This window comes from Neptuniibacter sp., from assembly GCF_024231755.1.
Classification (GTDB): domain Bacteria; phylum Pseudomonadota; class Gammaproteobacteria; order Pseudomonadales; family Balneatricaceae; genus Neptuniibacter.
The window spans coordinates 20,511-34,529 of sequence record NZ_JAAEQH010000112.1 but is presented as its reverse complement, the minus strand read 5'-3'; the positions used below and the strand labels follow the sequence as shown (position 1 = coordinate 34,529).

Annotated in this window: 12 protein-coding genes and 1 pseudogene; 3 read left to right on the top strand and 10 right to left on the bottom strand. The window is 45.6% G+C overall.

The window, feature by feature from the left end:
- Positions 1 to 10: 10 nt before the first annotated feature.
- The 8 genes from bamA to rpsB form a co-directional block, all read right to left on the bottom strand.
- Positions 11 to 2,323 carry an outer membrane protein assembly factor BamA gene (gene bamA, locus GY843_RS06130; RefSeq protein ID WP_297307593.1) on the bottom strand — a complete coding sequence of 771 codons (2,313 nt, stop codon included), beginning with the start codon at positions 2,321 to 2,323 and terminating at the stop codon, positions 11 to 13.
- A 47-nt stretch (positions 2,324 to 2,370) separates the two neighbouring features.
- The gene (gene rseP / locus GY843_RS06125) at positions 2,371 to 3,726 is read right to left on the bottom strand and encodes a sigma E protease regulator RseP (RefSeq protein WP_297307592.1); all 1,356 of its coding nucleotides are present in this window, start codon (positions 3,724 to 3,726) and stop codon (positions 2,371 to 2,373) included.
- A 7-nt stretch (positions 3,727 to 3,733) separates the two neighbouring features.
- Complete coding sequence (locus GY843_RS06120; protein ID WP_297307590.1) at positions 3,734 to 4,546, bottom strand: phosphatidate cytidylyltransferase; 813 nt, start codon at positions 4,544 to 4,546, stop codon at positions 3,734 to 3,736.
- Positions 4,539 to 5,300, bottom strand: coding sequence for a polyprenyl diphosphate synthase (uppS, locus tag GY843_RS06115; RefSeq protein ID WP_297307588.1), 762 nt, complete (start codon positions 5,298 to 5,300; stop codon positions 4,539 to 4,541). Before uppS ends, GY843_RS06120 begins: the two co-directional genes overlap by 8 nt.
- 40 nt (positions 5,301 to 5,340) lie before the next feature.
- The gene (frr, locus tag GY843_RS06110; RefSeq protein WP_297307586.1) at positions 5,341 to 5,898 is read right to left on the bottom strand and encodes a ribosome recycling factor; all 558 of its coding nucleotides are present in this window, start codon (positions 5,896 to 5,898) and stop codon (positions 5,341 to 5,343) included.
- On the bottom strand, positions 5,888 to 6,646 hold the full coding sequence (gene pyrH / locus GY843_RS06105) for a UMP kinase (protein ID WP_297307584.1): 759 nt from the start codon (positions 6,644 to 6,646) through the stop codon (positions 5,888 to 5,890). Before pyrH ends, frr begins: the two co-directional genes overlap by 11 nt.
- 97 nt (positions 6,647 to 6,743) lie before the next feature.
- Positions 6,744 to 7,604, bottom strand: a complete 861-nt coding sequence (gene tsf / locus GY843_RS06100; RefSeq protein ID WP_297307583.1) for a translation elongation factor Ts — start codon at positions 7,602 to 7,604, stop codon at positions 6,744 to 6,746.
- A gap of 107 nt (positions 7,605 to 7,711) precedes the next feature.
- Positions 7,712 to 8,452: a 30S ribosomal protein S2 gene (gene rpsB, locus GY843_RS06095; RefSeq protein ID WP_297307581.1), complete on the bottom strand. Its 741-nt coding sequence runs from the start codon at positions 8,450 to 8,452 to the stop codon at positions 7,712 to 7,714.
- Between the two features lie 243 nt (positions 8,453 to 8,695).
- Here rpsB and map point away from each other — a divergent pair.
- From map to GY843_RS06080, 3 genes and pseudogenes are all read left to right on the top strand, one after another.
- Positions 8,696 to 9,469, top strand: a pseudogene (gene map / locus GY843_RS06090) (type I methionyl aminopeptidase); the annotation flags it as partial.
- A 46-nt stretch (positions 9,470 to 9,515) separates the two neighbouring features.
- Entirely contained in the window at positions 9,516 to 12,215 is a 2,700-nt protein-coding gene (locus GY843_RS06085) for a [protein-PII] uridylyltransferase (protein WP_297307579.1), read from the top strand.
- A 31-nt stretch (positions 12,216 to 12,246) separates the two neighbouring features.
- A complete protein-coding gene (locus tag GY843_RS06080; protein WP_297307577.1) occupies positions 12,247 to 12,540 on the top strand; it encodes a DUF1244 domain-containing protein in 294 nt (97 codons plus the stop codon).
- A gap of 79 nt (positions 12,541 to 12,619) precedes the next feature.
- Here the strand turns inward: GY843_RS06080 and GY843_RS06075 are convergent, their stop codons facing one another.
- Together GY843_RS06075 and GY843_RS06070 are read right to left on the bottom strand one after the other, a co-directional pair.
- Positions 12,620 to 13,132, bottom strand: a complete 513-nt coding sequence (locus GY843_RS06075; protein ID WP_297307575.1) for a hypothetical protein — start codon at positions 13,130 to 13,132, stop codon at positions 12,620 to 12,622.
- A gap of 4 nt (positions 13,133 to 13,136) precedes the next feature.
- Positions 13,137 to 13,934 (bottom strand): FlgO family outer membrane protein, encoded by a 798-nt coding sequence (locus GY843_RS06070; RefSeq protein ID WP_297307573.1) that lies wholly within the window; start codon positions 13,932 to 13,934, stop codon positions 13,137 to 13,139.
- Positions 13,935 to 14,019 lie beyond the last annotated feature (85 nt).

The following is a 14,019-nucleotide window of genomic DNA, read 5'->3' as shown; positions in this document are numbered from 1 at the left end:
AATCTATCCCTTAGAAAGTCTGACCCAGTGCGAACTGGAAGAATTCAGTTTCATCATCTTCTTTATCGTTAAGCGGTGTTGCCAAAGCGATAGACAACGGCCCAATTGGTGTTAACCAACTCAAACCAAAACCCGCTGATACACGCAACTCATCCAGTTTGACCCCACTTTCGCAATTAGTAGAAACTGATGAGCAATCTGTATCAAACACGTTACCCGCATCAACAAAGAACAACGTACGCCACGAAGTTTTATCTTTTACGAACGGAGCTGGAAAGATAAATTCAGCGCCACCTGCAACCATTACATCCCCACCAAAAGGATCATCCAATGAATCCCTTGGGCCTAATGAGTTTTGCTCGTAACCACGTACGGTTTTTAAACCGCCTGCAAAGAAATGCTTATAAAACGGATACTCGTTGCTACCAAGCTCTCCGCCATAACCCAGACGCCCCTTCAATGAGAACACCCAGAAACGATCATCTGTCAGTGGCTGATACCACTTAGCATTGTAGTGCGCTTTGTAATAGCTCAGATCACTTCCAGGAAGACCAATCTCAATTGAAGCCCCCTGCGAATAACCTTTCGTTGGGAAAAAGCCTCTATTTAGATGATTATCACTCCAGCCCGCTTTCAGAATAAAGTTAAGGTAATCATTACCTTCATCATTCAGATATTGAGTAATTTCTGCCGGAGTATATGAAGTATTCGTATTAACAGTCACCTGCTCGGCAGTTAAGCCAAAGCTCAAGCGCTGATAATCATCAATCGGGTAACCAAAGTTAATGCCACCACCAAACTCATCTGTCGAAAATGAACTGGTGTTATCCTCGTCAAAGTCTCGCTCTCTGAAGTAAAATTCAAACCCTCGACTCACACCATCAACTGTATAGTAAGGATCTACAAAACTATAAGAGTACTCAGTTAAGGTATCACTGTTAGAAATACCAATACCCACTTTATTACCAGTACCCAGGAAATTATCCTGCTTCAGCTGGAAGCCGAGGATAATGCCTGAACTCTGAGAAAAGCCCAGGCTTGCAGAAAAGGAACCAGACTGCTGTTCAGCAACGCTATACACTAGATCGACCTGATCATCAGTTCCTGGAACAGGTCTCGTTTCAACATTTACAGACTTAAAGTACCCGGTCTTTTCCAATTTTATCTTTGACTGCTCAATAAGCTCATTGGATGCTATACCTGCCTCCATCTGTTTCAGATGCTGGCGCACCACTTCATCTGCAGTTCGGGTATTGCCATTAATGTTAATTCTTCGTACATATGTACGCTTTCCTGGATTGAGGAAGAATTTAACTGTAACCGTATTATCATCATTCAATTCAGGCGCAGGTGATATATTCGCAAACATATAACCTGCATCCCCAACCTTCTTCTCAAGCGCTTTCTGAGATTCAGTGATCAACCGGCGTGAGAAAGTTTGACCTTTTTCGACTCGAACAACATCTAACAGCTCTTCTTCCGAAACAACCATCTCGCCGGCAACGCCCACATCGCGAATGGTATATTTTTCACCCTCTGTCACATTCACAGTGATATACACATTGCTCTTATCAGGCGTGATAGATACCTGCGTGGAATCGATAGAGAAATTCACATATCCACTATCCAGATAATAAGAACGAAGTCGCTCTAAATCACCTGATAGTTTCTGACGAGCATAACGGTCATCTTTCTTATAGAAAGACCAGAAGCTTGGAAGCTTCAAAGAAAAGAGTTCTTTTAACTCTTCATCTGAATAAACACTGTTACCAACGATATTAATATGTTGAATCGTCGCAACACGTCCCTCTTTAATATTGATATTCAGAGCGACACGATTTCCAGGCATAGGCTCCACTTCAGTATCAACCGAAGCGCCATATCGGCCTTGTGATGCATAGACTCGAACCAAATCTTGTTTTATCTGCTCAAGTGCTGCTCGCTTAAAAACATCACCTTCTTGAAGTCCCGTCTGTCTCAAGCCCTCCAGAAGAGCCTCATCTTCTAGAACCTTATTACCATCTAGCTTAATCAGGCTTATAGCAGGTCGTTCCTGAATCTTCAGGACTAATACACCATCGTCCCGTAGCAACTGTATATCTTCAAAATAACCTGATTTAAATAACTTACGGCTAGCTTTCGCTAGTTGTGAAGAGCTGACCAGATCACCCGCATTTACTGGAAAATTACGGAATACAATACCTGGAGAAACCCGCTGCAAACCTTCCAGTCGAATATCCTCAACTACAAAAGATGAATTATTTGCCTGAGCCAGTGAGCTCCAGAAAAATAGCGCTACCAGAAATCCAATGCCGCGTTTCATGAAATACGTCTTATTATCCATTAATAGTTAATTGTGATTACACCTAATCACAATCTCATAAAGTCGTTAAACAAAGCTACAAACATCAAGGTAAACAACAGTGCCATACCTATCTTTAAGCCAATTATCTGTACTCGCTCGCTTACAGGCTTACCTGTAACCAGCTCAACCGTATAGTACAGAAGATGCCCCCCATCGAGAACTGGAATAGGCAGCAGATTAAGAATCCCCAAATTTATACTCAGATAAGCCAGAAAACTGATATAAGATTCCAAGCCCGAGGAAGCCGAAGCACTCGCCACTTTAGCAATGGTTATCGGGCCACTCAAGTTTTTTACAGAGATAACGCCCTCGATCATTTTCCAAATCGATTCCAGCGTTAAAGAAATCATCTGCAATGTTTTATCCAGTGCACTGACTGCCGCCTGAACGAAACCATACTGTAGCGTTCTTTGATACTCTTCAGGCCAACTCACACTCTGCGCAGCAGCACCAATAAAACCATAACGGCGCCCATCATCTGCTATTTTCTCAGCAGGTGTGATAGATAGGGCTAATTCCTGGTCCTCTCTAGAAACCACAAGCTCAAGAAGCTGTTCAGGCTTTTCCTGAATAAAACTGACCAGGTGGTACCAATCCCTAACAGGCACACCATCTGCTGCAGTGATAAGATCGCCAACCTGTAAACCGGCTGATTCCGCACGACCATTTTTAACCAGACGACCTATTTGAGCAGGAACATCTGGACGCCAAGGTACAAGACCTAAAGCTGTAACGGGCGATTCTGTTTCAACATCAACACGCCAGTCAGATAACTGGATCTGATACTCTCGAACTAATGAAGAGCCATCCTCTTTAATCTGTATAAGGAGAGGGCCACTTTCCCCCACCCGAGCAACTAAACGTAAATTAACCTCATCCCAAGATAGGGTCTTATGACCATCAACAGAGACAATTTCAGCATTAGAAGGGATATTAGCTGTGTAAGCTGGCGTATCCGGGGTAACTTTGCCAATTACGGGAGCTACAGTCGAAACCCCTGTCGTAAACATGAACCAATAAGCAAAAACCGCGAAAATAAGATTTACTAACGGACCCGCAGCGACGATAGCAATACGCTGCATTACAGGCTTACGGTTAAATGCCTGTTCCAGCTGAGATTCGGGCACATCACCTTCGCGTTCATCCAACATTTTCACATAGCCACCCAAGGGGATGGTAGCTATTGCATATTCGGTGTCCTGCTTATCTTTCCAGGTATAAATTGCTTTCCCGAATCCAACAGAAAAACGCAATACTTTGACACCACACCTTCTGGCGACATAGAAATGCCCCCACTCATGAATGGTAACTAAGATACCCAAGGTAATAATTGTGATGACAATCGTATGCAGCAGTTCCATAGGCGATTCAGATTGTAGCTATAAACTGCATACCCACGACAAACAAAGGTGCCGCGGAAGTAAGACTATCGATGCGGTCCAAGATCCCGCCATGGCCAGGTAAAAGCTGACTACTATCTTTGATACCACGGTAACGCTTCATCATGCTTTCAAACAGATCACCCAATACAGAGAAGCAACCAACAATAATCGAAAGTAATAGCAGCACAATTGCCTGCCCCACTGAAGCGGCCTCAAAGATCGCAAAGATTAGTGCCACAATCACACAAGCTAACAGCCCACCATAAACACCCTCACGGGTTTTTCCAGGGCTTACATTTGGGGCCAGCTTGTTACAGCCAAATTTCTTTCCCGAAAAATACGCGCCGACATCCGCTCCCCAAACCAATAAGAAAAGCAGCAGAATGAGTAACTCACCACTTTCCCCGGCTTTCAGCTGCACAAAGGCAAACCAACAAGGCATAAGAACAACAACGCCAATCAACGCCCTCTGCCATTCTGCGCGCCAACCATTTCCAGCAGGAAATTTCAGAACCCAATATAGCGCAACAAACCAACATAGCACGGAAATAAGTAGAATTTCATTTACAGGTAGAAGAGTGTAGAAGGCATGACTGGCAGCTACAATTACAGCTATTGTAGCCACGTAGCTGTAACGCTTTTTACCTTCAGTAAAGCCCGACAAATTAGCCCATTCCCAAGCCGCCAGAAGCATGACCATATCTAAGAGATAGACAAAATATTCTAATGGGAGGCCAAAAACACCAAACAGAGCCAAAGGCGCCAAAACGATTGCGGTTAAAAAACGCTGTTTAAGCATTCTTCTCTGCCTCTAACTGCTCGCTGGTACGCCCAAAACGACGTTCACGACGACCATAACTATCGATAGCCTGGCCAAGGGCGTTTTTGTCAAAATCTGGCCAGTACAGATCGGAAAAGAAAAACTCGGTGTAGGCAAACTGCCATATCAGAAAATTGCTGATTCGCTGCTCACCACCAGTACGAATACACAAATCAGGCTCTGGCAAAGCTGAAAGCGAAATATACTCTGAAAAAAGCTCTTCACTGATATCAGAGAGTGCGAGTTCACCTCCAACACAGGCTTCAGCCACACGTTTAGCCGCACTGACTATATCCCAGCGACCGCCATAATTTGCAGCAATATTGAGTTGCAAACCATCACAACCAGCTGTCAGTTCTTCAGCATGCTGAATCTTTTTCTGCAGAGATTGACTAAAAGCACTCTTATCGCCAATCACTCGAAGACGGATATTATTCTTCTGAAGTTTTTTAGACTCTCGATCAAGAGCAAGCTTAAACAGCTCCATCAACCCCTTAACTTCAAGAGGCGGACGCTTCCAATTCTCTGAACTAAAGGCAAACAAAGTCAGAGCTCCAACACCCTGCTCTATGCAACCTTCAATGACAGATTTAACGCAATCCACCCCCGCTTTATGCCCGGCTAAACCCGGCAAACGACGTTCTTTAGCCCAACGATTATTACCATCCATAATGATGGCAATGTGCCTTGGTGCTGATTTAGCTGAATTGTCTGAGTTTGCGTCAACTGCCATGAGAAATGCCAGTGGCGCCTTGCAGCGCCACTGTTTTTGATCAGATTTCCATTAGATCTTTTTCTTTCTGTTCCAGTAGGCTATCAACCTCTGCAACATGCTTATCCGTAACTTTCTGAATCTGATCTTCGCCACGGCGCTGATCATCTTCCGTAATCTCTTTCTCTTTCAAAAGCTCCTTGAGATCGCCATTTGCATCACGGCGGATATTCCGGATAGCAACTCGCGCACCTTCAGCTTCCTGGCGCGCCTGCTTGATATAACCTTTACGGGTTTCTTCAGTAAGCGGTGGCATAGGCACACGGATATTCTCACCTGCAGTAGCAGGATTCAGACCCAGGTTAGAAGTCATGATAGCCTTCTCAATTACCGGCACCATCGGTTTTTCCCAAGGCACGATAGAAAGCGTACGACCATCTTCAACAGAGATGTTAGCCACCTGGCTTAGCGGAACATCAGAGCCATAATAGGAAACCTGAACACCTTCTAGAATACTTGGATGGGCACGCCCAGTACGGATTTTCTTGAAATTTGTTACCAGAGCATCAACGCTCTTCTGCATGCGTTCGCCAGCATCCTGAGTAATTTCATTCAGCATATTTTTCTCCAACCGTCTCACAGCAATCAATCAGAGTACCCTCATCTCCGCCTACTACAAGGCTCGCCAGGGCACCTGGTTTATTCATATTAAAGACACGCACAGGCATATCATGATCACGAGTCAGGCAGATTGCCGTTAGATCCATTACACCCAGCTGCTGTTCCAAAACTTCATCATAACTAAGATGACGATAACGGCGCGCTGTCGGATCTTTTACCGGATCAGCCGTATAGACACCATCTACCTTAGTCGCTTTCAGTACTACATCAGCTTCTACTTCGATACCACGTAAACAAGCCGCTGAATCGGTAGTAAAGAAAGGGTTACCTGTGCCAGCCGCAAAGATCACCACATCGCCCTGATTAAGATAACGCATCGCATTACGGCGATCATAGTGATCCACAACACCGCTCATTGGTATAGCGGACATTACACGGGTATTAATATTACTTCGTTCAAGAGCATCACGCATTGCCAAGGCATTCATCACTGTTGCCAGCATACCCATATGGTCGCCAGTTACACGATCCAACCCTGCAGCATTAAGCGCAGCGCCTCGAAACAGGTTACCACCACCGATAACCATACCTACCTGCACCCCGATGCCTACCAACTGACCTATTTCCAAAGCCATACGATTCAGAACATTGGAGTCGATACCAAAGCTCTCTTCACCCATCAGGGCTTCACCGCTCAATTTGAGCAGAATACGTTTATATTTTGATTGTTTTTCGGTAGAAGGCATCCGTATATCTCCACAGAATTTGAGATCACGAGAGTGTAGCAGGAAAAGGAGGGATTGCGCATGCAGAACATGCGCAATCGAAAGGTTTTACAGCAACTTAGCCGTTCAGCTGAGCAGCAACTTCTGCAGCGAAGTCCACTTCTTCAACTTCAACACCTTCACCCACTTCTACGCGAGTGAAAGAAGTAACGGTTGCGCCAGCATCTTTAGCAACCTGACCAACTTTCTGCTCAGGGTTCTTAACGAACGCCTGCTCAACCAGGCTGTTCTCAGCCAGGAACTTGTTGATACGACCGACAACCATCTTCTCTGCGATCTCAGCAGGCTTGCTAGCCATATCTGGCTGAGCAAGAATGATCTCTTTCTCTTTCTCTACAGCTTCAGCAGGCATATCTTCTTTGCTAACAACCTGAGGATTTACCGCTGTAACATGCATAGCGATATCTTTAGCTGTTTCTTCGTTACCGCCATCAAGCTGAACCAGTGCAGCAATCTTGTTATTGCTGTGCACGTATGCACCAACAACACCACCTTCAACCAGGAATACGCGACGAACACCGATATTTTCACCGATCTTCTGTACCAGCGCATCACGCTTTTCGGTCAACTCACCCGCCATCAAAGCTTCAACATCAGTAGCTTTGTCAGCAAATGCTTTTTCCAGAACAACATCAGCAAACGCCAGGAAACCTTCATCACGTGCAGCAAAATCAGTTTCTGAGTTAACTTCTACAGCAACCGCATAACTAGAATCATCAGCAACTTTGATTACTACAACACCTTCAGCAGCAGTACGGCCAGCTTTTTTAGCCGCTTTCATACCAGATGCTTTACGCAGCTCTTCAATCGCTTTTTCAACATCACCATCAGCACCCTGAAGTGCTTTTTTACATTCCATCATGCCCAGACCAGTACGGTCGCGCAGATCTTTAACCAGTGCAGCGGAAATTTTCGCCATTATCGAATACCCCTATAAATAGTCGCGGGTTAATCAAAAAATCCAAAAAAGGGGGCCAGGCCCCCTCATAAAGTCAAAGAGAATAATCTACTGTTTTGACAGCAAGATTACTCAGCCGCAGCCTGATTCTCTTCAACTTCTACGAATTCGTTTTTATCGCCAGCAGTTGCTTCTGTACCTTCCAGGCAAGCATCAGCTGCAGACTTAACGTAAATCTGGATAGCACGCAGTGCATCGTCGTTACCTGGGATAACTACATCAACACCATCTGGGTTGCTGTTTGTATCAACCACACCAATAACAGGGATGCCCAGCTTGTTTGCTTCATTTACAGCGATACGCTCGTGATCAACATCGATTACGAAAAGAGCATCTGGCAGACCGCCCATCTCTTTGATACCACCGATAGAGCGCTCAAGCTTTTCCATCTCACGCTGACGCATCAGAGCTTCTTTCTTAGTCAGCTTTTCAAATGTACCGTCTGAACTCTGGGATTCCAGATCACGTAGACGACGAATAGACTGACGGATAGTTTTGTAGTTAGTCAGCATACCACCCAACCAACGGTGGTTTACGTATGGCATACCTGCACGAGAAGCTTCTTCTTTAACGATCTTGCTAGCAGCGCGTTTAGTACCAACAAACAAAACTTTGTTTTTGTTGGAAGCCATGTTCTGGATGCTGTCCAGAGCACCATTCAGTGCAGGCAGAGTGTGCTCCAGGTTGATAATATGAATCTTGTTACGAGCGCCAAAAATGAATTTGGACATTTTTGGGTTCCAGTAACGAGTCTGGTGACCGAAGTGAACGCCTGCTTTCAGCAGGTCACGCATAGTAATTTTAGCCATTTTTATTTCCTAAAATTGGGTTAAACCTCCACGAACCCCAACACCCAACCCGAAGGCACCCTGAATGTTGTGACGGCACGTGTGTGTCATTTAGATTTTGCATGTGCAAATCGAGCGCGGATTTATACCATAACCACCAACTGATTTAAAGCTTATTTCTATCTGTTTCTCTTCACCGCACTACATTGCTACAATTCACTACCAGATTATTTTAGTTAGCGTTGACACAGGACATACCGACAGCTTATGAGCATCAAAATCAAAACACCTGAAGAGATCGAAAAAATGCGCGTTGCAGGCCGACTTGCAGCCGAGGTGCTAGGCATGATCGAACCCCATGTAAAACCAGGTGTCACCACTAATGAGCTGAACCAGATTTGTCATGACTATATAGTTAATGAGCAACAGGCCATTCCCGCTCCTCTAAACTACCACGGCTTCCCAAAGTCTATTTGCACATCAGTAAATCAGGTTGTATGTCACGGCATACCAAATGACAAACCGCTGAAAAACGGCGATATCATCAACATCGACATCACCGTCATAAAAGATGGATATCACGGCGACACCAGCAAAATGTTCTTTGTCGGAAAGGAACTGCCGCACGCACGCCGCTTGGTAGACGTAACCTTGGAATGCATGTATCGCGGCATCCGTCTTGTCAAACCTGGCGCACGCCTTGGAGATATCGGCCACACAATTCAGACCCATGCCGAGCAGAATCACTACACGGTTGTACGCGAATACTGCGGCCATGGCATTGGCGCTGAGTTCCACGAAGACCCTCAAGTTCTTCATTACGGCAAAGCAGGAACTGGCGATGTACTCGAAGAAGGTATGATTTTCACAATCGAACCAATGATCAATGCTGGCAAGCGCCAGGTTAAGCTTTCCAAAAAAGATGGCTGGACAGTTGAAACCTCTGACCGTCGTTTATCAGCACAGTGGGAGCACACCATATTGGTAACAGCTGACGGTTATGAAATCCTGACATTACGCCCGGACGATACGATCTAAAACTGTACAAGATCTAAACTATAATTCAGCAGCGAAGAGCGTAAAGATGTCTAGCACCCTTCATCAAATACTGGCGGAAGAAGAGATTATTAATTTCCCTGAATTCCAAAAAAAACTCGCCGAGGCAGCCTCCCCTATCCCGGTATACAAGGAAGCTCTCAGCGAGATTAAATCCAGCTTGGATGAACGCTTTACTGCAGGCGAAGATATTCGCAAGTTAGTTTATGGCCGCGCTTGGGAGATTGACCGGATTCTGGTTAACATCTGGAAAGAGTTCGACTGGCCGGATAACAAGATTGCCTTAATAGCAGTAGGCGGCTACGGCCGTGGCGAGTTACACCCATGCTCCGACATTGATCTATTGATTCTTCTCGACGATGCAGTAGATGCAGAGGAATATCACGACTCAATCAGCGGTTTCCTAACCCTCCTCTGGGATATTAATCTAGATATCGGCTCCAGCGTACGCACACTCAGTGAATGCTACAAAGAAGCACAAAGCGATATCACTATCGCCACCAATCTGATCGAGTCCCGCACTCTCTCTGGCAACGACAACCTCCACAGCCAGATGTACGAACGCGTAACATCTGAAGGCGCCTGGACCGATAAAGAGTTTTTCCTGGCCAAGCAGCGAGAACAAAAGAATCGCCACCAAAAAACCAATAACACTGAGTACAATCTAGAACCAAATCTTAAAAACTCCCCTGGCGGCCTCCGCGACCTACAAACTATAGGCTGGGTAGCTAAACGCCATTTTGGTTCGACTTATATCCGAGACTTAGTGGAAGATGGCTTCCTGACCGAAAGTGAGCTGGACATCCTAAATAAAGGCGAGCTTTATCTATGGTCGGTTCGCTATGCATTACATATGATCTGCAAGCGCCGAGAAGACCGCCTTCTTTTTGACCACCAACGCGCCCTGGCAGAGTTCTTTGGCTACGAAGACGAGGAAGGAAAGCTTGCAGTAGAACAGTTCATGAGCAAGTACTACCGAATTGCCATGACCATGTCAGAATTTAATGACATGCTACTACAGCACTTTGACGAAGCGATTCTACGTGCTGATGAAGAACAAGTTATCGTTCCCCTTAACAACCGCTTTCAGATTCACAACGACTTTATCGAAGTTACCCACGAAAACGTTTTTGATCATCACCCATTCGCGCTAATGGAGCTATTTGTGCTTCTGGCGCAAAATCAGAACATTCAGGGTGTACGTGCAACAACTATCCGCCTAGTACGCAACAACCGACATAAGGTTGATGAAGAGTTTCGTAACGACATCCGTAATACCAGCCTATTTATGGAGCTAATGCGCTCGCCAGAAGGTATTTCTACCGAACTTAAGCGAATGACGCGATACGGCATTTTAGGACCTTACCTGCCAAACTTTGGCCGAATAATCGGCCAGATGCAACATGACCTGTTCCATATATACACCGTTGATGCACATACAATGAAAGTGATCCAGAAATGTCGACAGTTCCGACACAACGATCATCGCGAAGAGTTTCCTATCGCACACCGCATCGTAAACCAGCTACCTAAAATTGAACTGCTTTATTTAGCCGCCCTGTTCCATGACATAGCTAAAGGGCGCGGCGGGGATCACTCTGAACTAGGCGCGGAAGATGTACTTGAGTTTGGAGAAAAACACCACCTAGGCAAATGGGATACTCACCTGATTGCCTGGCTGGTTCGTAACCACTTACTAATGTCGATGACAGCTCAGCGCAAAGACATCTCCGATCCGGAAGTAATCCATAAATTTGCCCAACAGGTTCGTGATGTTGTGCACTTGGATTACCTCTATGTACTTACCATTGCAGACATAAATGCTACGAACCACACTCTCTGGAACAGCTGGCGCGCAACACTGATGCGCAAGTTATACACCGATACAAAACGAGCTCTTCGTAGGGGCCTGGAAAACCCTATCAACAAAGAAGATCGTATTGAGCAGATCCAGCACGAAGCCATGGTTCTATTGGAGCGACAAGGCGTTAACGATGTGGAAGTTCAGGATCTATGGGCCTCAATAGGTGATGACTATTTCCTACGGGAAACCGCTCAAAGTATTGCGGAACACACCAAAGCCATCATTGAACATAAAGACCCAGCCGTTCCTCTGGTACTGATCCGCCAGACATCACATCGAGTTTTCGAGGGTGCAACTGAGATATTTATCTATAGCCGCGATATCCAACACCTTTTTGCTGCCACTGTTGCGACCATGGACCAACTGCACCTAAATATTCAGGATGCTCGAATTATCGTTACCGACAGCGGTGAAGCACTGAACACCTATACCGTTCTATCTGATGATAATACCGCACTCTCAGAAAACCCCGAACACCTGAACAAGATAAAGCAGCGCCTAATTGAGGAGTTAGACGATCCTGACGATTACCCTGAAATCATTCAGCGCCGCGTTCCTCGCCAGATGAAACTCTTCGCTACACCAACTCAGGTTAATGTCAGTAACGATTCTGTCTCTCACCAGACCGTGCTTGAGGTAGTCACACCTGACCGGCCTGGGCTATTAGCACGCATAGGCGGTATTTTTTCCACACACAATTTATCGGTACGCAAGGCAAAAATTGCCAGCGTAGGCGAACGCGTAGAAGACTTTTTCTTCATTACCGATGAAAACGGACAAGCGATCTCAGACCCGGAACTCTGTCAGACCCTACAGCAGGAGATCTGCCAGCAACTGGATGAGCATCTACAGCTGAACAACTAACCCTTTTACGAAAATAAAAAAGAGACCAGATATGGATCAACAGACTAAAACCGAAATTGAAGCTGCTGCATTTCGCCGCTTACTGGAACATCTGGACAACCGCAAAGATGTTCAAAATATCGACCTAATGATTCTGGCTGGTTTCTGCCGCAACTGTTTGAGCAAGTGGTACAAAGCCGAAGCAGAAAAGCGCGGTCATGAAGTAGATTATGATGCCGCACGTGAGCTGGTTTACGGCGAACCTTACGACAGCTGGAAGGATAAATACCAAACAAAAGCGACGCCGGAACAACTAGCTGCTTTTGAAGCGACCCAAAATAAATAAGCCTCAGCAAAACAAAGCATTCAAGCAATAAAAAAGAGAGCTCATGCTCTCTTTTTTATTCGAAGGTAATCAGAATCCCTTAACGACTCACCCATGCTCTTTGCACCTGATTCATATCAACCTCAAGCGTTGTAGCATAGGTATCCTCCTGCACAGGGAATGTTTTCACTACCCGCGCGCCACGCACAATACCTGACACAGCAGTTTTAAACTCATCACTCTGCAGCAACATATCCTTAACTTGAGTGGTGCCAAACATGTACTGCCCGTGCACTACACCAGCCAGCTCTTGATAGGCACGTAATTTAGATGCCCGCATCGCCATTAGAATTTTATGCTGGCGAGTGGCTCCCGGCTGCAGACTAATAGGCGCATAGCCCGTAGCTCTGACCCAATGAGGCTCTTTCGGCTCCTCTATACGGAGCTCTTTTTCTTCAGCATCATCTGAAGAAGGGGATAAAAAATCCACACTCCAAAAAGATTCTTCAGCACCCTCAGTTCCCGAAGAGCCTTCCATCGTTTTACAACCCTGCATAACCAGCAACGGCGCAACTAAAACAACAGCAACAATTTGTTTAAGGAAACTCTTCATCAGCTCATTTACCTACCGGACCGCTACCGTTTTCAATAATCATCCCCTCATTCAGGGCTTCTAATGGATTGTAACCGGGCAGCCCTCCCTCAAGTCTAGAGTTTGCTATATGCGTTTGCCCAGTAGCCAAGACTTGCCGTGTTGTTGTATCGATAACACGGGCGTTAACCACGATACCATCCGAATGCTGGGCGTATGTACCAGTGACCAAAAAGTAGATTTTATACCGCACCCGCAGAGCTGAAAGGTCTTGCTTTGACAAAGGCTGTTTCGCTGAAGTAGTCAAACCCGCCGCACGGTAATCAATCAGATTAAAACCATGTTGCTGAAGTTGATAGATCATACCCTGCTCAATTCGCTCGCCAAAACGCCCAACTTTGCGCTCGTTATGCAAATTGGTAAATGGCACCACCGCCATTGGAAAGCGTTTAACCCTGTTCTGTTGCAGACCGGCATTCATCTGTACAGACAACTGTGCAAGAGCTTCACTGATTGGATCTAAACCATTGGAATCAGTTCCTATCTGAACAACCTGTCGTTGCACTAAGGAACGTTCTTTTTCCAGAAGAGCATCTTTTTCCGCAAGATAGGCCCTCTCTGCATCTAGATGAGCCTGCTTACGCTTGTAGTACTCCTCTATGGACTCAAATTCCATTTCACGGACTTTGGCTTCCATCTGCTCATCGGTTTTAATCTCTTCCGCTTTGTAAGCAACAGGCTCATTAACAGCTTCTTTGATCGCCTCTGTCACTACACAGCCAGTCTGAAAACAAACCAGAAGCAGCAGCAAAATTTTCTTCATCCAGACCTTCCAAACACACAGGTTAAGAACGACAATCTATCATAATCATTATTTGGCAAACAGTATGTTCCCGCACCATTTACAA